General features: G+C 49.2%; 11 protein-coding genes and 1 tRNA gene. 2 read left to right on the top strand and 10 right to left on the bottom strand.

Annotated elements, in window-relative coordinates:
- Positions 1 to 18: 18 nt before the first annotated feature.
- The 6 genes from WFK59_RS12275 to WFK59_RS12300 form a co-directional block, all read right to left on the bottom strand.
- Entirely contained in the window at positions 19 to 816 is a 798-nt protein-coding gene (locus WFK59_RS12275; RefSeq protein ID WP_336755896.1) for a helix-turn-helix transcriptional regulator, read from the bottom strand.
- A 439-nt stretch (positions 817 to 1,255) separates the two neighbouring features.
- The gene (locus WFK59_RS12280; protein ID WP_336755897.1) at positions 1,256 to 3,343 is read right to left on the bottom strand and encodes a GmrSD restriction endonuclease domain-containing protein; all 2,088 of its coding nucleotides are present in this window, start codon (positions 3,341 to 3,343) and stop codon (positions 1,256 to 1,258) included.
- A gap of 137 nt (positions 3,344 to 3,480) precedes the next feature.
- Positions 3,481 to 6,732 carry a type I restriction endonuclease subunit R gene (locus WFK59_RS12285; protein ID WP_336755898.1) on the bottom strand — a complete coding sequence of 1,084 codons (3,252 nt, stop codon included), beginning with the start codon at positions 6,730 to 6,732 and terminating at the stop codon, positions 3,481 to 3,483.
- Positions 6,729 to 8,114, bottom strand: coding sequence for a restriction endonuclease subunit S (locus WFK59_RS12290; protein WP_336755899.1), 1,386 nt, complete (start codon positions 8,112 to 8,114; stop codon positions 6,729 to 6,731). Before WFK59_RS12290 ends, WFK59_RS12285 begins: the two co-directional genes overlap by 4 nt.
- A complete protein-coding gene (locus WFK59_RS12295; RefSeq protein ID WP_336755900.1) occupies positions 8,114 to 10,480 on the bottom strand; it encodes a type I restriction-modification system subunit M in 2,367 nt (788 codons plus the stop codon). Before WFK59_RS12295 ends, WFK59_RS12290 begins: the two co-directional genes overlap by 1 nt.
- 699 nt (positions 10,481 to 11,179) lie before the next feature.
- A tRNA-Leu gene (locus WFK59_RS12300) sits at positions 11,180 to 11,264 on the bottom strand.
- Positions 11,265 to 12,667: 1,403 nt separating this feature from the next.
- On the opposite strand from WFK59_RS12300, the gene WFK59_RS12305 reads away from it, so the two are divergent.
- Complete coding sequence (locus WFK59_RS12305; protein WP_336755901.1) at positions 12,668 to 15,979, top strand: DEAD/DEAH box helicase; 3,312 nt, start codon at positions 12,668 to 12,670, stop codon at positions 15,977 to 15,979.
- 107 nt (positions 15,980 to 16,086) lie between these two features.
- On the opposite strand, the gene WFK59_RS12310 is transcribed toward WFK59_RS12305, so the two are convergent.
- From WFK59_RS12310 to WFK59_RS12325, 4 genes are all read right to left on the bottom strand, one after another.
- A complete protein-coding gene (locus WFK59_RS12310) occupies positions 16,087 to 16,575 on the bottom strand; it encodes a hypothetical protein (protein ID WP_336755902.1) in 489 nt (162 codons plus the stop codon).
- 180 nt (positions 16,576 to 16,755) lie between these two features.
- Entirely contained in the window at positions 16,756 to 17,685 is a 930-nt protein-coding gene (locus tag WFK59_RS12315) for a hypothetical protein (RefSeq protein ID WP_336755903.1), read from the bottom strand.
- A gap of 22 nt (positions 17,686 to 17,707) precedes the next feature.
- Positions 17,708 to 18,505 carry a nucleotidyltransferase domain-containing protein gene (locus WFK59_RS12320; RefSeq protein ID WP_336755904.1) on the bottom strand — a complete coding sequence of 266 codons (798 nt, stop codon included), beginning with the start codon at positions 18,503 to 18,505 and terminating at the stop codon, positions 17,708 to 17,710.
- 4 nt (positions 18,506 to 18,509) lie between these two features.
- Positions 18,510 to 19,733 (bottom strand): RtcB family protein, encoded by a 1,224-nt coding sequence (locus tag WFK59_RS12325; RefSeq protein ID WP_336755905.1) that lies wholly within the window; start codon positions 19,731 to 19,733, stop codon positions 18,510 to 18,512.
- Positions 19,734 to 19,918: 185 nt separating this feature from the next.
- Here WFK59_RS12325 and rtcR point away from each other — a divergent pair, with 185 nt between their 5' ends.
- Positions 19,919 to 21,499: an RNA repair transcriptional activator RtcR gene (gene rtcR, locus WFK59_RS12330; protein ID WP_336755906.1), complete on the top strand. Its 1,581-nt coding sequence runs from the start codon at positions 19,919 to 19,921 to the stop codon at positions 21,497 to 21,499.
- The last annotated feature ends 5 nt before the right edge of the window (positions 21,500 to 21,504 follow it).

Consider the following 21,504-nt stretch of genomic DNA (forward strand, 5'->3'; position numbering starts at 1 on the left):
TTGAGATGCCGACCTCTGTCAGACATTATCTTCCTCAACCGAATCCAGCACATCAAGTGCGATTCGGACCATCGCAACGGAGCCAATACGGATGAAAGCATCCTCTCCGTCTTCGTCGGTTATCTGGTATCGTTCTGTTGATTCCGGCTCTAACTCCAGAATATCCAACAATGCGTTCAGCTGACCAATATCGTCAAATTTATCGTTCTCTGATACCTCAGACTCACAGCATAGCTCAATGACTGGGCCGCCGTTAACCATTGTAATATGTACATTACCATAGTTTCTCTCGTTGGTATCGCTATCCTCTTCATCTGGAATAGGTGGAAAACCATCAAACAAGAATTGGTGGAAAATGACTTCTCGGGTATTTAACGCATAACGATGCTGCTCAGAGTCAAAAACAAAAAAATGTTCATGCCCTACTACGGTGCTTTCTTCAAAGTACGAGTAAAAACGACGCTTATCAGCTGGAGAAATGGGTAGCAACAAATAATCTTGCTGCCCCCGTAACCAGAGCTTTACCGTCCAAAAGCGGCCATCCATTTCAATACCGCTAGCGGCAATATCTTTCAGTTCGTCGCTACTACGACTACCTTGATTACGCAATTTTTGTAGCAGGTTGTCACTATCAGGAAAAACAGCGTTCAACGGCTTTTTTAAGACAGCGCTAATCGCTTGTGCCAGTCCTAACTTAGCCGCAACTTTCCCTGTTTCGATGCGTTGAATCTGCTGCTGGCTGGTACCAACCCTATCGGCTAACTCACGCTGAGTGATTGATAGTTGGATACGAAGTTCTTTGATTTTGTTTTGCAAGATGGCATCCCTACTGTTCAGAAGTAATGGATGCCATTAAAACACACTGTAGTGTACAAAAAACACAAAAATGAGTTTAATTTCGGTGGTTTTTATTAATTAATGTAAAGAACCCACTTCATCATCGTTCTTCTTTTGTGTGCGAAAGTTCCTGAATACAGATGGCATGTGACCCGCCCCCAGCATTAGACACAGCCTTCAGTTAGTAATATCGGTTACTTCACTCTCAAAATGCCCTTTCTCCAGCCTGCAGAAAATTCAGACGGCGTCAGATAATTTAGCGTGGAAAGGATAAGGGCGAGTCATAAGCATCATTAATAGAATGGCAGCTGTGATCTGGTAACAAACTGAAGGAAATAATCTTACTGATTAACCTTTTCTATACTCGCTTTAGAAAAATAAATGCACGAAATTTCCCATCTCGTGCATTTATTAAAAACTAGTTATCCATTTGTCGCTCGAATGCCTGCGTTACTAAAGACATGACATAAGGCAAATCTTCCAGTTTCTCGAATCCGATTTCAACATCACCATTTCCCCATCGGCCTAAGTTAGAGACATCCCGGCATAATCCACGCGGATCATTGATTTCAGCAAACGGAATATTCAGTGAAAGATGCAGTCGCTTTGCCTGCGGTACAACATCCACAAAATTTACTTCAGCCTTATAGGCAATATATAGCTTCAGGAAAACTTCTGTGACGCATGCGTCAAGTGCCAATGTTGCTTTACGGAACGCTTCAAACAATTCCAGAACATGCTTTTTTACCAGATGGGGATGGTCTTTTAAGCCATAAGAAATATTACTTTCACTCTTATGTTGGTAATTTTTTAGCGTATCAGCGGGAAGATTGGCACTTGGCCAGACACGGCTTGCCTGCTCTGCCATCTTTTTCGCTCTCGCTGTAATGGCTTCTTCATTCCATTCATCAAGATTAGCAAGCCCATCATTCAGGCGCAAATGACTGTATTTGAAACCACCATCCATGTCGCGCTTATCTGTGAATGAGCGATTGCTGTACTCGGAGTTATAGCCCGTTAATGTCAGGTTTCCAAGTGAATGACGCCATGTTTCCCAAACGCGCTGCCATTCATCTCCCAGCTCGTCCTTCCACACAGCAGGCACTTTCTCTATCTGGTTATCACACTGCGGCATGATGTGTTCAATTGTATATTCATCTACCGGAATGGGTTCTTTATGGTTATGATTTTCAAGTCTCCTAAGCCAGTAAGTCCGACTTCTGAAGTTATAAAGATCGCGTATTTGAATATCCCTTTTAAATTCCTCATCGGTCGGGAAGCGACGATAAGATGGCAACAACATAAATGCAGCCTTGAGGCTTTCCAGATAATTTTCTTTATAAAAGCTTTTACTTAACCCAGCAAAAGTTTTATTCATAGAGTTAGTAGGTATAGCACATACTGCTCGACGAAACACATAACTTTCGATCAGACGCAGCGCTTCCGCGAAATCATTTAATTTTAGAATATTCAGCTGATAGTCATCGTAGAGCTCCAGCATAAGGGGATAGGCAACATCCATCCTTAGTTCACGAATGTTATGGAATATATCTTTAAGCTGTTTATTTTTCTCAATACCTAATGCAATGGCGCAATAGTAGGTGGCATATTTATGAATCTCTGCGACTACAGATTCAACAGGTTGTCTGTTGCGACAGAAGTACTGTTTAAATGCATCATAAATGCCATCAATCCTGGGGATATCTCCCGTTTTTACCGTCAGGTAGTGCCGCATAAAAGCATCGAATTGCTCAGAGTAAGCCTCCTGACCAAACAGAAGCTCCATCTTACGCCAGTGATCATTATACAACATCGTCTGGTGCTCATTTTCCAGCCCCATGAGAATATAGTTTCGAATAAGATCGGCCTGACTTAATTTTTTACCCGTGGAGTTCATGCTTTCAAAGATAAGCTGTGGATTATCGTGATCGCGCTGAAGAGAAATATCGACCACAATTAGTTTACTCAGCCCTTTACAGACAACTTCCAGTAGTTCTTTATTTTTTAATTCTTCTCTGAAGTACTCAAAATTTTCTGAGACGCGTAAAGAAACATTCTCTGGCTGAGGTTTCCCATCAATAATAGCGCGTAATGTCTCATTGTCTGTTTTAGACAGAATGAGTTTATAACGCTTCTCGCCTGACAATAAGGGATTAGTTAAATAGAAACCACGTAACTGAGCTTGATTGAATCCTTCGATAAATTCTTGATCGCCTACAGCTTCGGCTAAAGCTGCGATTAACAAAGAGACTGTAGTGACGCGCTGTTGACCATCAATGATCAACAATGGTGACTGAGATGTCACCGAATAAAGACCATTTTCTATATATACTACGGAACCGATAAAATGCCCTTGATTATTCTCATCTCTTCCGCAGCGGAGAATATCATCCCAAAGCTGTTCACACTCTTTCAGGCTCCATGAGTAAATACGCTGATAGATTGGGATAACTAACTGCGGTGCAGTCTGCAGAAAGTTGAGCAACCTGGCTTCTTTAGCCTTCATCCTTAAATTTCCTTGTTAACAATCTGAATAACGAAAGATAGTTATAACTTATTCCTTACGGAAAATGAGACGAAAAATAACAGGGAAGCACTTTCCCATTATCAACCAAACGCCCCATTTTTCGCCGACTCAAAAACTCATGCCCCTTTCAACATATCAAACACGACGCGGGCAAAGCCTCTGGCCAGCTCCGGATTCGACAAGTACTGCATCATCATCTCCTGATGCGCATCATTGCTGTCCATCACCGCGTCATCAATCGCTTTCGGGAAATCCCCCAGCATCGCCTGCTCGCGTGTATTATTGGCAATCTGCGTCATTACCGCCTGGTTTTCTGATAACTTATCTCGCACGGCAAAGGCATAGTTGATCATATCTTTGTCACTAAGATTGTCGGTGATAAACAGGTCGTTCAGACGCGCCAGGATGTTTGAAAGGAACTCCTCTTTCGGGTTCTTAGGCTTTGCTGTGCCTATGTCATTGCCGGGTTTAAGTTTGTAGTCTTCCGCATCCTCTTGCAGCTTCAGATGCTGTTCATGGAGCTTTGACAAACGATAATGGCTCATCTCTACATTACTGAGATCAACCTCATCTTCTTCAATACGCTGTTCATGAAGCATAGGACGCAAGTGTCGGGCAAACAGGCTCAACTTCTCTAAGTTCTTGTCGTCATAGTCAACAATCTGCGACATAAACTCATAGAATCGCACAAAGCTGCCGAGATCCTTTTTGAAGATATCAAGCTTGTCTTTTTCCTGCTTGCAGGCTTTGAAGGTATTTTCTGCATTAGTCAGAAGCACTACTTCGTTGGTGCTTTTTTTGGTCAGCTCAAATATCTTTTTAGCCTGCACATAGGCATCAACGGCAGAGATATAACGTTGTTGCCAGCGTTGTACTGCAGGCTTACAAATATTGCTGATCGCCGCGCTTGATTTGTTTTTGGTGAAAAACGCATCGCAGAATTGCTCTACCTCATTCCACTGGAAAATACCACTGGTGCGCAGTTTATCGGACAGCTCAAACACCAGATGTGGATCGCTGACATCCGTGAGTTCTGCTGTCTGATAATAGGGCTGGAAAGCACTGAGGATGTCATCTGGCTCGTTCCAGAAATCGAGCACAAATGTTCCTGACTCTGCTTTGCCGGGATAAGTGCGGTTAAGCCGGGAAAGGGTCTGCACGCACTCAACCCCGCCTAACGCTTTATCAACGTACATTGCACAGAGCTTGGGCTGGTCAAAACCGGTCTGGAATTTATTTGCCACCAGCATCACCTGATAGTCGTCGCTATCAAAGGCTTTACGCATATCCCGCCCTTTCAGACCAGGATTCATATTGATTTCAGTGAATTTCTGGTTCAACAGCGCGAGCGCGTTGTGATCGCTTTCAGCAAACTCAACCTCACCCGAGAAGGCCACCATTGCGTTAATTTTCTGGTAGTTGTTTTCAGCAATGTATTTATCAAATGCCAGCTTGTAGCGCACCGCCGCTTTACGTGAGCTGGTGACCACCATCGCTTTCGCCTGTCCACCCAGCAGATGCATCACGTGCTTACGGTAATGCTCAACAATAACTTTCACCTTCTGCGAAACGTTGTGCTCATGCAGAGCAACCCACTGGGTAAGCTTTACTTTGGCTTTTTTACTGTCTACTTCGCGGTCCGGATCGTCCAGCTTTTGCAGCAGCTTATAGGCCACCTTGTAGTTGGTATAATTCTTGAGAACATCAAGAATGAAGCCTTCTTCGATAGCCTGACGCATGGAGTAGACATGAAACGCTTCTGGCTTATTGGATCTGGAGGCAGGCTCAAGCGGATTAGGACGACGACCAAACAACTCCAGCGTTTTAGCCTTCGGCGTTGCGGTGAATGCATAATAGTTAAGGTTGCTGCTGCCCTTGCGCGCGGCAACGGTTGCATCGAGAATATCTTCTGACGAGATCACGATATCGTCATCCGCCTGTTCGGTCATCAGCACTTCTTTCAGTTGACGTGCCGTGGAGCCGCTCTGAGAAGAGTGCGCTTCGTCTGCAATTACTGCGTATTTGCGTAGTTTGAGGCTGACACTGTTTTCAATCGCTTTCAGCACAAACGGGAAGGTCTGAATAGTAACGATGATAATCGGCTGAGAGTTTTCTAATGCGCTGGCGAGCTTTTCCGACTTTGAGCCATCGCCTTCTTTATTATTGATGCGCCCGACTACACCATCCTGATGCTCAAACTGATAGATGGTATCCTGTAGCTGATCGTCCAGCACGGTTCGATCGGTGACGACAATCACCGAATGGAACTGCTTCTCGCCTTGCTCATCGTAAAGCCGGGAGAGCTGGTGGGCGGTCCAGGCTATAGAATTGGATTTACCTGAACCCGCACTGTGCTGAATCAGATATTTATTACCTGTACCCTCTTCAACCGCCGCCATGATCAGTTTGTTGACCACATCCCATTGATGATATCGCGGGAAGATCAGGCTCTCTTTTTTATACTTTAGTCCCTGCCAGTCTTCTTTCTCTTCGATTTGCAGATGCACAAAGCTAGCGAGAATTTTCAGCAGATTGTCTGGGAGCAAAACCTCATTCCACAGATAGCTGGTTGCGTAGTCATTTTCATTTTCCGGGATATCGTTTCCTGCGCCTCCCTCTTTAGTACCTTTGTTAAAGGGCAGGAAGAAGGTTTTATCGCCGTCGAGCTTAGTCGCCATAAACACTTCATACTGGCTGACGGCAAAGTGCACCAGCGCACCGCGTTTGAATGTCAACAGCGGTTCCGCCTTGTTGGTGCCGGGATCTTTTGGCAGACGCGTTTTCTTATATTGGGTAATGGCGTTCTGAACTGCCTGCTTAAACTCAGACTTTAGCTCCATAGTAGCAATGGGCAGGCCATTCACAAACAGCACCAGATCGATACGCCATTTCTTCGCTTTTATGCCTGGCTCTTCAAATGCCGCTTTGGAAGCGTGCGGGCTGTAAACCAGCTCCGGCACAATACGGCAGATGTTCTGTTGGTAGCGTGCCAGCGTCTCCGGATTGAGGTTATGTTCCGGCTTAAACTGACACAACGAAAAGCGCGCGCTGTGGCTCTTGATGCCATGACGCAATACGCCGAGCGTACCGTAAGTGCGCGACAGCATATCGGTAGCGTTGATATCCGCTTTTTTCAGTTGCACCACCAGTGCATCAAGGAAGTGACGCTCGGTATCGGTGGGATAAATTTTGGCAAACTTCTCCCATTCCTGCGGCTGCGTAGCCTGTACGAAAGTCAGCGCGTCTTGTGAATAGAGTGCGCGTTCGCGATCGTAGCCGTCAGCTTTGCCGACAATCCAGCCACGCTCGACCATCTGCGCAATCATTTCATCCTGAAAAATCAGTTCCTTGGTGCTATCCATGCTCATGCGGTGGTCTCCTGTGGCTCCTCAATTTGCTGCTTCTCGGGCGCAACCCAATCGCGGACATCAATTTTTCCGGTGACAGTGGCGGAGATAAGGGCGGAGCGGCGTTCCTGGAGAAGCTCAATCGTTAACTGCGATTTCTGAAGCAAAACATCCAATTTCTCTAAGGCTTCTCTTGCATAAGAATATATCTTTCCCTGTTCTTCAATAGGGGGGACTGGAATTATGCAGTCAGATAGAGACTCTCTATTGATTTTAGGCATAGCAACTCGGTCTGCTTGATTAACAGCGAATCGAGTAAAAGCATCAGAAAGTAAATAGAGCAACAAAAAATTGTTAGTAAGCCCATTATAGGACGACATAGGATACATATCAGCACTGCATAAAACTGTATCGCTTGGTGATAAACATGCTTTTACTAACGCTGGGCGGATCTTGCTATAAATAACCTCACCTGTTCTGCAAAGGTATTTTCCGCTATCGGCACCTTGGTCTTTAGCTGTTTCTAAATTAATAATACGCCCTTCACCACTAACAATGTGATTTGGAGCGATCAACCAATAGTCACAATAAGGTAATTTCCTTGGATCAACTTGGCCACTCCTGATACTCACACAATGACTAAACTTTATAAGTTTCCAATGTTCCGGCACTTCCCCCAACCACTCAACACCAGAATCCTTCATCGGAACATCGGGCCTTAGCCCTTTAGTGACGGCATGGCTAATCACTGCCTGACGTTTTTCTTTTAGCAGTTCAATCAGTTGCTGTTGCTTCTCGATCAGGTTATCGATCTTTGCGGTTTCATGGTCAAGAAACAAAGCAACCTTTAACTGTTCTACCATCGGGGGGAAAGGAATTCTTATTTTTTTCAACTCCCCAAGATTTATTCTAATTCTAGTTGTCCCAGTAGAAACCAACTCAGCATTTATTCGAACGCAATCTGAATTGGCAGCCCAAACCAGGTAATCTTCATTTATAATTTCCTTATTTGGTGTCATTTTCACACAATCAGCAACAATGACATACTCAGGGTATTCTTCATTAACTTTTGCCGCCCTTGCCACCGGCTCAGCCATTTTCGCAAAAACAATATCTTTTGGATAAGCAATGTGCCTTGATAGTTCCATCCTTTTTTTTTCCGTTACAAATTTAGTGTTTTTTAGAAAATGTTTACCATCTCGAATATTATTCAATTGGATTAATGGAATGCCACCATCTTGGTAGTCCGTCGTTTTCAAGTCAGAACCAAATGGGCCATCAACAAATGCATTGCGATCCTGTTTTGCTAAGTATCCCAATTGCTTTTCTTCCCAGTGAGAAGGCATCTCGGTTTTGAAATACTCACTGGCGCGATATGATTCATAATGATTAAATTTAGGCATCAGGAATGCACCTCCTGCAACAGCTTCATAATCTCAGCGCTGACCGCATCCAGATCGGCATCAATCTCTTCCAGCGGGCGTGGTGGCTGATAAACATAGAAGTGCCGATTAAACGGAATTTCGTAACCGACAATACCTACTTCTCCATCTTTCGCATCACGTTTATCAGCATTAATCCACGCATCCGCCACGTGCGGTAGCACTTCCGCCTTGAAATAATTTTCAATCAAATCGCTGGTGGCAACAGATGGGTTAAGCGGTACGTTCTCGTTATCACGCAGATCGCCATCCTGCTCAAACTCCACCACTTTACCTTTGTACTCAAAGGCACCGTATAGCGGTTGAACACCCTCTTTCAGCACCTTCTTCACTACCGGCTCGGCATCTGGATTTTTAGTGGTGATAGCGTCGATAAACTGTTTGTTCTCTTTAGCATCCAGCTTCACGCCTGCAGTTTTAATTGCTCCTTTCAGGGTGAGCTGAAACTGGTTAAAGTCATTGCTGACCTGCGTTTTTCCACCGGCCTCAGCACCCAATGCAGTCTGAATTTGCTGCGCTTTATCCATTAACGTGCGTTGCGCCAGCCACAGTTTGCTGTCCAGCAGCTCTTTAATCTGCTTCTCTTTCAGTTCAGCAAACTCTGCTTTGATAATAACGCGCGCTTCAGCTTCGATTGCTGAAAAATCACCATAATTCTCATCCTGCCACTGGGCAGAAAACGCCTCGTATAAACGCTCCATCGGTGCGTTAAACGGCTTTGGTGCAAAGCGCAGAGTGGCAATGGCTTCATCGGTCACCTGTGCAGACAAACGCAAAGGGCGTTCAATAGTCAGCCGGCGATACCCGAAATCGGTAGTGTTAAAAATTTTGCTGGCGAAGGTTTTCGTCGTTTCGGTTTTAGCCGTAGCAGACTGGCGGCCGCGGTTGGATTTCTGCTCGGGTGCTTTTTCCAGCCCAAGCTCTTCCAGCGATGTCGCATCAACCACCTTAAAATCGCCGAATGTTTGTGTAATCAGCCTGATATCCTCTTCACCCATCAGGTTGCGCTTAGAGCCCAGCGATTTACGCATTTTACCGCACAGGTTGGTGCCATCAATTAGCTGTACTTTGCCTTTGCGCTCTGCTGATTTGTTATTCGATAGGATCCAGACATAGGTTGCGATACCGGTGTTGTAGAACATATCAGTTGGTAGCGCGACAATGCCTTCCAGTAAATCGGCCTCCAGAATATAACGACGAATTTCACTCTCGCCACTACCCGCGCCGCCCGTAAATAGCGGCGAGCCGTTGAGGATAATACCGATGCGCCCGCCCTGGATTTTTGCACCATCCGTATTGTTCACGTCACGCATTTTGCTAATCAGGTGCAACAGAAACAGCAGAGAGCCATCGGAGACACGCGGCAGGCCTGGCCCAAAACGACCATTGAAACCTTTCTGCTGGTGCTCGTCGTTGATCTCGCCTTCGATCTTTTTCCAGTCCACGCCAAAGGGTGGATTCGACAACATATAGTCGAACTTGTCAGCAGGGAGCTGGTCATTTGACAAGGTATTGCCCAGCTTGATACGGCTAACATCCTGCCCTTTGATCAGCATATCGGCTTTACAGATGGCATGAGATTCCGGGTTTAATTCCTGACCAAAAGCACGCATCACCGCTGCCGGGTTGAGGTCGTGCACATACTCCATCCCGGAAGATAAAAAGCCGCCGGTGCCGGCAGTGGGATCGTAAATGGTGCGAATGATACCGGGCTTACTTAACGCATCGTCATCTTCCATAAACACCAGAGAAGTAGTCAGGCGCACGATGTCACGAGGGGTAAAGTGCTCACCGGCTGTTTCATTGGAGCTTTCCGCGAAGCGGCGAATCAGCTCCTCAAACACCAATCCCATATCATGGTTAGAAATTTTTTTCGGGCTGAGATCGGTGACGGCAAACAACTTGACCACTTTAAACAGCAGGTTCGCTTGCTTTAGCTCACCCACATATTCGCTAAACTTGAACTGCTCAAATATCTGGCGCGCATCAGTAGAAAAACATTCGACATAATTCAGCAGGTTATCTGCAATGTCGTTTTGTCCCATTTTCCCAAGGTCCATGGGAGAGGTATTGAAAAACGACAAGCCATTGGTTGCGCGTAACAGGAATTTTTCCTGTGCTTCCTCTGGCAAATCTTTCATTGCCTTTAGTTTTTCAGCCTGTGCCAGAACGGCACCTTTGCTCTCTTCAAGCACACATTCCAGCCTGCGCAACAGTGTAAAAGGCAGAATGATGCGACCATAGAGAGATTGCTTGAAATCACCGCGCAGAAGATCGGCTACAGACCAAAGGAATGCGGCGGTTTGCGTGAAGTTGTTATCAGACATAATGGTTCCGCGAAAGCGTTGAATACGTAACCTGCCGTATGCGCGGTCGACAGCCTGTCGAAACGGCAAACGGGAGATGGACTAAATGAGATGGGCAAAATCATACAGCGCATGTGCGGGAGCACAAGCAACAAATTTTCCTGGCACACTCTTCCTTTATCCCAGTCATTTTATCTGCGATTCAGGCTTTTCTTTACACCGGCAGCAAGGTGCCGTCCCATATCTGACATCTCAACAGTAACGGTTAAAATGCCTGCCTTATAGTGGCTGCCTTGATTTGAGTGATATAACAAATTAAAGGGTTGCCCTGGCACTCACCAGCAACACTTCAGGGGATTTTCCCCGCGCCAGTATTTTCGCTTTACAGCCAAAGCGATAACGTAGCAGCCAGTTTGGAGCAGCTATAGTGATCCAGCAAAATTATGGCTTTATCATCACTCAGTTTATCGGGACTTGTGCTCCAGTCTTTGCCGTACGAAACTTTCCATCACGCTCAGCCATGTTGAATATCCTTTCAAGTGTTCTGTGTGGATACAACCGTTATCGAACCAGCTTATATGCCGGGTTAGGTACGCATAAGCGACCTGGCTGGGGTTGACTCAGATGGCTTCTGTTGAAAGGAAATTATTGGAAAATCTTGAAGTTACCAAACCCCAGAAACAAAAAAAGCCACCATTAGGTGACTTGATTGCATGCTATTGGTGCCGAAGGCCGGACTCGAACCGGCACATCTTTCGATGGTTGATTTTGAATCAACTGCGTCTACCGATTTCGCCACTTCGGCACTGAAGAGGATGCGGAAAACGCTGTGGATTATACCGTTACCCCCTGTTTCCGCAACCCTTATCCGCAGGCGAATGCGCAACTGCTGAAAAAAACGTCTTTTTGGTTTTCATGTGCACCTGGTGCCGTTCCTCTTTAAAATTGTACGATTACTCGCCACTGCCATAAAGCCACATTTTAGGAATAGATTTTTACTGCGTAAGGACATGGAATTATTGCTATCCAGACTTGTCTGTGGCCATGGCTTCAGGCACTGACCAGAATGGCCGTCATTGCCGCGCTTATCGCGATTCTCACTGTCTCGTTAAAAGGAGGCGTGCGCTCCTCAGCCTGTCCTGAGTTGATAACCAAGACAGTCCGATCCTGCAGGGGATTCACCTTGTGCAGTTGCTACTTACTCAGCACTTTATTTTAAAATGTGTGTGGCACGCTATAAGGGATTCGCGCTAGCGCTCATGCTCTAACTCATTATTTTTAGGACAGAAACATGAAGTTCATTATGTGAATACCTAATTAGATGTCACTGAAAGTGATAATAAGCAAATAAGCTAGATCCTGATTTATTAATCAAATATCTAACCCGAAAAATCTTCACCTCCGTTACCAGCGCGGCCAAATCCAAGACGCAGCCCGTATGGATATAACGACACATGCCGGTCATGGCGTCGCGGCTTTTGTAGAAAGCCGGAAGGGTTCGAAACCGCTTTTAACTCAACCGTACCGGTGCCTTTGACGGCCTCGATCAACGCTAGAGTTAGCGTTTCTGATGCCCCCAGCGTTTAGCCTTCTTCAGCGCTTCGCCCGCTGGTTGGCTAGCTATTCAACTACAGCGTTAATTTTCACCGGCTTCTCGTTTTCGCTGTCTTCCGCCAGGATAATTTCATCAAAGGTAGCCGTATGTGTGTCAGCAACACGCCGACCACAACCTCTTGTGCGCTATGAGCGTCGATACGGCAGATCAATGTATTGTCGCAGGCTAACGACCACGCTTTCTGATAAGAGGATACTCCGCTTTCCTGGGTGATAACCGGACGGCCACCATAGTGAATGTGCTAAAAGCCAATTTGAAAAATTCAGGCTGTCACTCAATAAGAAAACTCCTGAAGGATTTTAATAGATAATCCAAGTCGAATCTTATTTAGTTTTCGCTTCTTTCTTAATACCCACTGACAATACATCGTGCAGTCAGAGCTGCGGCAAGGTGTATTGGTCATTTTAGTACGGGAGTGAAGAACAGGATAAGGATGAACAGCTGATCACTATCAAAATGAAAATCCTGCCATCAGTTTCTCTCGATCCTCATGAATGGATCCTTTACACTGCTGATATATAAATTTTATTTGTCATTAAGCGCATATATTGCTAATGAATTTATACACAACGTCAGGAACAGGGATAGTCAAAGTGGATAAGCAACAAGCATTACGCATTCTTAGCAGCTGGCATCTTATTGAATTTTTTCAAACCTATAATGTTGAGGAAGAAGAAAACAGCATTCAGATCCCCGTATCAGAGCTGGAAAGCTGCAGCGACGCTTTATTGCCGTGGCTGAATGAAGCACAACGCGAAAGGGCCGGAATAAAAAATGCGGATGTGCGTTATGTTCTTCATCTGGGCTTGTTCCCTAAAAATGAAGCCGAGCTATTAAGCGAAAAACTGTTTGGCAAAGAGCCCTCTCCACTTGCCAGCTACGAGCAGGAACAGCGACTGGATACGGAAGGTCTGACCTGCTTCGCTAAACTGACTGTTGATAAAGAAGGATCGCCTGATTTTAAAAGCCTTTCAGTCAGTACCTTGCCATGGGCGCTTGGGCAGCTTTCGCAGGGGGCTGCGGCTAAACTCTCTCTTGAGGCTTTCCGCAGCAGGAATACGTTGTTAACAGAACAGTTGAACCGGCTTACTCTTTTGTTACCGGTTCATCCACTGTCCGGTAAATCCTATCTGAACGCCGCCGCTCTGACAGAGCTTTTACAGATTTTATGTCAGTGGGCGCAATATTCCCCCTCTTCGCCTTTTGTTTTGCAGCTTGACTGGTATCCCCTGAAAGCGTCTCGCTCAGAAGAGAAGAATGTACCTCGTTTGACACAGGAAAAAATCGAACAGAATCGAATTGAGCACAGTGAACTGGCAGTCATTGCCGAGGCAGAAGAACAGCAGGAAAATAGCGCTGAAGTCCTGCCTATCCTCAACAGCTTTTTTCTGGAAGATATTGAACGGGCTATGCTGGCCGTAGCTCAGGATCAAGGCGGCAAGGCGTTACATCAATATCTTTCAATTCGCCAGAATCGTCACAGCGATCTTTATTCCTCTAAAGGTCTGGAAACAATCGTTCGCCATCTGGCACCGCAACATACACCACATGGTCGCTGGCCTTCCGATCCCCGCTTCAGCCTGTCGCTGATGCAGCAGTTTTCCATCAATACCGTCCTTAAGGAGTTAGAAGAAGGCGGCTTGCTCTCTGTAAACGGTCCTCCGGGAACAGGGAAAACCACCATGCTGCGTGACCTGGTGGCACATAATGTAGTGGAACGTGCCAAAGGCCTGGCTTCTTTAAAACAAGCAGCCGATGCCTTTAACAAAGACGGTTTTTTGATTAAAAGCCTGACCGGTTTCGAAATGGTGGTGGCTTCGTCTAATAATGCAGCCGTTGAAAATATCTCTCGTGAACTGCCCCAGTGTAAATCCCTGGCAAAAGAGTTTAGCGAAGCGGACTATTTGCGCGCTGTCGCCAATCAGTTAAGCGCGCGGGAAAACAAAAAGGGTCAGCTTCTTCCTCTGGCGGAAGAGGAGCAGTGCTGGGGTTTAATTGCAGCGATTATGGGCAAAAAAAAGAACCGGACTAAATTCGTCAATCGGTTCTTTTTTACTACGCACTTTGATAAAGAAAGCACCGAAGAAGCCCATCGTCCGGATGAGTTTAATTTTCTCAATTACTGGCGCTGGTGCAAAACCGCCGCGCCACTTTCCTTCTCACAAGCTAAAGAAAAATTTACCGCGGCGCTTGCAGAAGTGGAACAGTCGCAACAGAAACTCCAGCAGCTGGACGAATTGACCACCTGGCTGGCGAAATACAGCGATGGCAAAATAATTAATGGCCTGCAAGTAAAACATCACGAGGCGGTTTCATATCGGCAAAAAGCCGAAAGTAAGCAAAAACAGCTTCAGCAAAACGCTGATCTCATGGAAGAAAAAGTCAGCATCCTGCATGAAGAATATCAGGCATTGCAGAAGCGTAAACCCGGCTGGCTGCAGCGTTTATTCGGTCGAACCCACTACAAGGACTTTCTTCAGCAGCTGGATGAGAAAAATCGTGAGCTGATTAACGAGCGCAAAAAGAGACTGGCTGTACGCGAGCAACTGACCGCGGCAGAGAATCATTTGGCGCAATTTGTTGAGAATGAAAAAGGCGCGAAGCAAGCATGGACAGACGCCACAACAGCACTGCATGACGCTGCTCTGCATCATGCAAGACTTAAACAGGAATTCCCAGGCGTAATTATCCCTGGCCCGGAACACAGCATTCAGGATGCAGATACACAGCGCTACGCTTTCTGGCAGAACGAAACCATCAACCGCCAGCGTTCTTTGCTATTTATTGCGGCGATGGAACTGCATCAATCCTGGCTGGCAGAAGCCACAAGACGCAGCAAGCCTTTCCGCCAGAACCTTTTTGAAATGGGCACCTTTTTGAGCACTCCCGGTTCAAAAGCCAATACTTCAGGTATGTGGCAGCTTCTGTTTATGATAGTACCCGTTGTTTCAACCACCTTTGCTTCGCTGGGTCGGATGTTTAGTGGCGTATCGGAAGCGCAACTGGGTTGGCTGATGATAGATGAAGCTGGCCAGGCGCTACCACAGGCGGCAGTCGGCGCATTATGGCGTGCCCGACGCGTACTGGTGGTGGGCGATCCTTTACAGATTGAGCCGGTGTTTGTCACGCCACCACGTCTGACAAAGTATCTGACAGAGGCAGTATTAGCTAATGATGCCGAAGAGTGGACTCCCGCTAAATGGTCGGTACAGCAGATTGCCGATCGCGCTAATCCGTATGGCTGTACATTGACGGTGATGAACAAACCAGTGTGGGTTGGTATTCCTTTATGGGTACATCGGCGCTGCATCGAACCTATGTTCAGCATCGCGAATCAGATAGCCTACGATAACCGCATGATCCATGGCCTTGAAGATCGGGCCATTATCAGCCAACCGCTGAAAAATGACCTAAGCAATTGCTGGTACTCTTCGGAAGGGGAGTGCATTCGTAAGCAATATAAATCAGAACTGGCTCGCGACACTGAAGGCCTGCTCCTCCGGCTTTCTGCCGCTGGCTATAAGCTTGCCGATATCTATGTTATTACGCCATTTAAAGCAGTGCGGACAGGGCTTCTCGATGCCCTGCAGCGGCCGGACGTGGTGGACAAACTGTCCAGAGAAACCGGATTGTCGCGAACCGAACTGAAAACGTGGCGCGGAAAAAATGTGGGAACCGTACATACTTTTCAGGGTAAAGAAAATGACATAGTCATTCTCGTGCTGGGCTGCGACATTGCACATCAGGGCGGCGCAGAATGGGCGGCCAGCAAACCCAACCTGCTGAACGTGGCACTCACCAGAGCAAAGAATAATATTTTTGTGATTGGTGACAGGAACGTATGGGCCGATAAAACCGGATTTGATGTAGTGGCGCAGACGCTTCCTGAAAGATCGCTGTTTTAAGGTGTCCAGTCAGCTCTCGGTTCTGCCGCGCCATGCTGGCCGATCCGTGCAAAAATGAGTTGTTACGGCGTTATAACGACGCGCGCTGCAAGCAGAGCGCGTCCTGTTTAACCCTTTCCCGCCAGTTTCCCGAGCAGCTGCGCCAGCCTTTCCTGAAGATCCTCTTCCGGTTCCCTGCTCTTAGCCTCTGCCAATATTGCAACGGTTTCCACCGGCAGCAAAGCCTGCGGCCAGGCTTCCAGCGCATTAAGCGCCTTATGGCGGCTAAACGTCATCGGGCTTTGTAAGCCAGTCCTGATCAGCGTCCAGCCCTGTCCGGGAAAACGGTTTAAATCCTGCAGGATAAAACTGAGCGCCGAATGCTGCTGATATAGCGGCCCCATCCCCTGAGATTTCTGCGGCCCGCAGCTGATGGCGGCCAGATCCAGCTCACTTTCCGCCAGCGCGATAACCTGAGCGATATAATCCGGGTTATCGGTCTGCATCAGCTGATACCAGAGGATGCTTTCCGACTTTTCACGGTGCCGCTGATAAATGGCCGGCCACGGATCGCCGCCCTGCTCTCTGCAAAGCTGAAGCGCAGTATGGAAAATCATGCCGTCATCATCATCCAGCCCAGCTTCAATGAGCGCAGGCCACTCGGGTAAGGCACGGATCCGCTCGCACAGCGCTGCCAGCCGTTGCCGCGCCGCCTCGTCAGCAAACTCCTCTTCACCAGCCAGCCTGCCGATTTCACCTGCAATCTGATAATGCAGCAGGTCGGCCGCAGTGCCGGGCTAGATATGCGCGAGGTAGCGCTCGCAAGCCTGCGCGGCATAGCTGTATTTATCGATGCCGGGACCGGGCTCACCGCTGATCATGCCGCGCAGGATTTCAGCGGCTCCCTTAAGCAGCTCCGCATCAACCTCGCCCTCCAGCGCTTCGTGCAACCGTCCATGCTCGGCGCAGTGCCAGGCGGTATATTCCACCATCACGTCATTGTTATAGCCTTCCCTTAACAGCCACTGACGAACGGCACTATCCAGCGCGTCCGGTAGCCGCTCGATTAGCTGGATACGTCCCCAGCCTGCCGTGCGTTTTGCCAGCGCCAGCCACGCCAGTGCGAACTCATCCGGCGGCAGGATTGTCCGCATCGCCACCACAGCATAAAGGGTGAATTCATCGTGGCTGCCTAACGTCTGCAGAAGATCAGCGCTTTGCTGATACGGGAAAAAAGCCAACAGCGCCATGGCTAATTTCACCACCTGACGATCAGGTGCCTGCGTCGCGAGGAACACCACCAGTGCCCGCAGGCGGCGGGCATCAATGGCCTGAGAAGCCCCCATCATCTTCAGCAGATCGTCGATAAAATTCAGCGGCGTATCCTGCTTTGCCAGCTGATAAAGCGCCTGCATGTTTTTACTGCTGCTGCGCCGCAGCACGCGAATTATCGCCTGCATCACCTGAGTCGCTTGTTCCTCATTGTCGCCGCGCGCGACATGATGACCGAAGGCCCCGTCCAGCGCACCGGGCGCCCAGCGTAGCGTTTCCTCATCTTCCTGCGGTGAAAACTCATCCGGCAACGTCTGCGCCGCTTCAGGCAGTACGCCTGTTTCTTCTGACCACTGTGCCAGCCAGTCATATATAGCGCGCTGCTCTGTGGGCCACACTATTGGAAAACGCTGTTCGTCAGGCTGACGGAAGATGTTGGCGATCCACTCTTTCATTTTTTATTCCTTTATTTGTCAGTTACGCCATGCTCAGCACGGTTTTCATCAGCAACGCATCCAGATCACTGCTATCGCGCCGCTCACTATCTGGCAGATCTTCGCTGACGCGGTTCTCATCAAGTTGCTGGTGGATAAATGCATGGATGCGATCCAGACGCTCACCGTATTCCGCTTCGCCTGCGCGCTGCTTGCGCGCCAGCAGCTGTTCGATTTCGGCCAGCAGCAGGGGATCCGTTACCGTCCCTGCCAGCAGATCTTCAAAACGCATCGGCGGCACGCCTTTTCCGGCCTCGATCCACTGCACCGCCAGCAGCGGACGCAGCACGTAGAAGTACTTTTTCAGCCGCACACTATCGCCCTGCAGATAACCGCGAAAGTTCTTTTTCGCCATTGAGAGATAGTGCCAGCGCGCCCGCAGCGGCGAAAACCAGTCCGGTATTCTTTCCCGTAAATCGGCGACGATGGCCGCTTCCTGCTGATAGATGACCGGCGAATCCAGCCATTCGATCAGCGTCGGGTTAGCTCGCTTTAACAAACCCAGCGCTTTTCGCCACTCCCAGCCGCATACGTCCAGCGTATCGTCGATCGGCAACTCGATGACGTCGCGCGGCAGCTCGATACGCAGATACCACTCCGGTTTATGCACATAGAGAAAGCGCACGTCGTAATCGCTGTCCGGCGAGGCAAAACCCCAGCCGCGGCTGCCCGACTCGCAGGCATACAGCACTTTTACTCCGTGCTTTTCTTCTAGCTGGCGCAGCACGCCACGGACGCGCTCGCGCATTGCGCTATCTACGCCATGCAATCCTGTTCTCATTTTTTTATCCTTTTACGCAAACTACCTGTGACAATGTGTGCACCACTTCCACCAGCGAAGACTGGGCGGCCATTACGGCATCAATGTCTTTGTAAGCCATCGGGATTTCGTCGATGACCGCTGTGTCTTTTCGGCACTCCACGTGCGCCGTAGCGCGTCGCTGATCTTCCACGGTGAAGCGGGCTTTTGCCGCCGTGCGGCTCATGGTGCGCCCCGCGCCGTGGCTGCAGGAGCAGAAACTCTCTTCGTTACCCAGGCCGCGCACGATAAAGCTCTTCGCGCCCATCGAACCGGGGATAATCCCCATCTGCCCTTTTTGCGCCGAGACCGCGCCTTTGCGCGTCACCAGCACCGACTCGCCAAAGTGAGTTTCCCGCTCCACGTAGTTGTGGTGGCAGTTCACCGCTTCCAGATGCGTGGTAAAAGGCTTGCTGATGACGCGTGACATCGCCGCCAGCACGCGTTCCATCATGACTTCACGATTATGGCGAGCGTAATCCTGCGCCCAGTTCACCGCTTCCACATAGTCGTTAAAGTGCCTGCTGCCCTCTTCAAAATAAGCGAGGTTACGATCCGGCAGACTAGCGATATGCTGCTGCATATCCTTTTGCGCCAGCGCGATAAACATATTGCCGATGGCGTTGCCTACGCCGCGCGATCCGCTGTGCAGCATCACCCAGACATGCTGGCGTTCGTCCAGGCAGACTTCAATAAAGTGATTGCCGGTCCCCAACGTTCCCAGATGCTGATAGTTGTTGGTTTTAAACAGCGACGGATGCTTTTGCGTCAGCGTTTTAAAGCGCGGTGCCAGTTCTGCCCAGTGGCGATCCACCTCCTGCGGCGGCGTTTGCCAGGCACCCTTATCGCGACCCGAACGGGTATTGGTGCGGCCGTGCGGCACCGCCTGTTCGATGGCGCTGCGCACGCCCGACAGATTGTCCGGCAGATCGCTGGCCATCAGCGAAGTGCGCACCGCAATCATGCCGCAGCCGATATCCACGCCGACCGCCGCCGGGATAATCGCGCCTTTGGTCGGGATCACGCTGCCGATGGTGGAGCCTTTGCCCAGATGCACGTCCGGCATCACCGCCAGATGGCGAAAGATAAACGGCATTTTCGCCGTGTTCAGCAGCTGCTCGCGCGCTTCTGGCTCAACCTGCACCCCGTTGGTCCACATTTTTATCGGCACGCTCTTTTCCTGCTGGACAGTCTGATAGCTATTTTTCATATTCGTTTTCCTCGTTGCTGTGGCTTTGATATTGCGAATGCCGTGCCAGAAGCCCGCCAGGCGGGGTAATAAATTTTATCATTATGATTATTAACAATATTTATTATCGTGTTGTGCATCCACATTGCCATTACATGAGCAGGAACTTATCTTATCGGATAAGTTATTTATCTTATGAGATAAGCATGAAAGCTAACGTTGTGATTGGCGTGCTGGGCACGGTGCTGGACAAACGCGGCAAGCGGGCAAATCGCTGGAGCAAATGGCGACCAACCGTCGCACTTTGCCAGCAGGAAGGTCTGCGGATCGATCGGCTGGAGCTGCTCCATCAGCCACGTGATATCAGTATGGCGCAGCATGTAGCGGAAGATATTGCTCAGGCGTCGCCCGCCACCGAAGTGGTACTGCACAGCGTTAAGCTGGAGGATCCCTGGGACTTTGAAGAGGTCTACGGCAGCTTGCTCGATTTTGTCAGCCGCTACCCTTTTAATACCGACACCGAAGAGTATCTGGTACATATCACTACCGGCACGCACGTGGCGCAAATCTGCTGGTTTTTGCTGACCGAAGCCCGCTATCTGCCCGCACGTATTTTGCAGACTTCCCCGGCCAGCAAGGGGGCCGAAACGCCAACCGCGCTCGGCCACTACTCCATTATCGATCTTGATCTGAACCGTTACGCCACGCTGACCAGCCGTTTTCAGCGCGAACAGCAGAAATCCACCTCGTTTTTAAAATCCGGCATTGAGACGCGCAACCCGACCTTCAACAGCCTGATCGAGCAGATTGAACGCGTGGCGCTGCGCTCGGCCGCCCCGATGCTGCTGACCGGCCCAACCGGCGCGGGTAAATCTTTCCTGGCGGAGCGCATCTACCAGCTGCGTCATGCCCGCCACCGGCTGGCCGGTAAATTCGTGGCAGTTAACTGCGCCACACTGCGCGGCGACAATGCAATGTCTACGCTGTTCGGCCACGTTAAGGGTGCTTTTACCGGTGCACAGCAGGCGCGCAGCGGGTTGCTGCGGGAAGCCGACGGCGGCATGCTGTTTCTGGATGAGATCGCCGAACTGGGGCTGGATGAGCAGGCAATGCTGCTGCGCGCCATCGAGGAAAAACGCTTCTTCCCTTATGGCTCAGATAAAGAAGTCAGCAGCAATTTTCAGTTGATTGCCGGCACGCATCGGGATATGCAGCAATGGGTGGCCGAAGGCCGCTTTCGCGAAGATCTGTTTGCCCGCATCAATATGTGGACGTTCCAGCTGCCGGGACTGGCCGAACGCCGCGAAGATATCGAACCCAACCTCGACTTTGAGCTGGCGCGTTACGCACGGGAGCAGCAGACGCAGGTACGCTTTGATAAAGAAGCGAGAAAGCATTTTTTGCGTTTCGCCTGCTCGTCAGAAGCCAGCTGGCGAGGCAATTTCCGCGAGCTGAGCGCTTCCGTCACGCGGATGGCAACGCTGGCGGAACAGGGAAGAATTTCGCTGGAACTGGCGGAAGAAGAGATCGCCCGGCTGCGAGCCAACTGGCGCACTGCGGCTCCGCAGGCTGTCCAGTCCGATCCTCCTTCAGCGCAGTACGATCTGTTTGATCAGTGTCAGCTACAGACGGTGCTAAGCGTCTGCCGCACGGCGGATTCGCTTTCCGAAGCGGGACGACGCCTGTTTGCCGTCTCTCGCCAGGGAAAAAAGCAGCCCAACGACGCCGATCGCCTGCGTAAGTATCTGGCACGGTTTGGGCTGAACTGGGAAGAGGTTAAAGGGTAAAACGG

Source organism: Pantoea sp. USHLN298 (assembly GCF_037149395.1).
Lineage (GTDB): Bacteria > Pseudomonadota > Gammaproteobacteria > Enterobacterales > Enterobacteriaceae > Pantoea > Pantoea astica.

What these genes read in the sequence shown, in the direction of transcription:
- WFK59_RS12280 (WP_336755897.1), bottom strand. Translation starts at nt 3,343, where the DNA reads ATGAAGGCTAAAGAAGCCAGGTTGCTCAACTTTCTGCAGACTGCACCG.
- WFK59_RS12285 (WP_336755898.1), bottom strand. Translation starts at nt 6,732, where the DNA reads ATGAGCATGGATAGCACCAAGGAACTGATTTTTCAGGATGAAATGATT.
- WFK59_RS12290 (WP_336755899.1), bottom strand. Translation starts at nt 8,114, where the DNA reads ATGCCTAAATTTAATCATTATGAATCATATCGCGCCAGTGAGTATTTC.
- WFK59_RS12295 (WP_336755900.1), bottom strand. Translation starts at nt 10,480, where the DNA reads ATGTCTGATAACAACTTCACGCAAACCGCCGCATTCCTTTGGTCTGTA.
- WFK59_RS12310 (WP_336755902.1), bottom strand. Translation starts at nt 16,575, where the DNA reads ATGATTTTCCATACTGCGCTTCAGCTTTGCAGAGAGCAGGGCGGCGAT.
- WFK59_RS12315 (WP_336755903.1), bottom strand. Translation starts at nt 17,685, where the DNA reads ATGAAAGAGTGGATCGCCAACATCTTCCGTCAGCCTGACGAACAGCGT.
- WFK59_RS12320 (WP_336755904.1), bottom strand. Translation starts at nt 18,505, where the DNA reads ATGAGAACAGGATTGCATGGCGTAGATAGCGCAATGCGCGAGCGCGTC.
- WFK59_RS12325 (WP_336755905.1), bottom strand. Translation starts at nt 19,733, where the DNA reads ATGAAAAATAGCTATCAGACTGTCCAGCAGGAAAAGAGCGTGCCGATA.
- rtcR (WP_336755906.1), top strand. Translation starts at nt 19,919, where the DNA reads ATGAAAGCTAACGTTGTGATTGGCGTGCTGGGCACGGTGCTGGACAAA.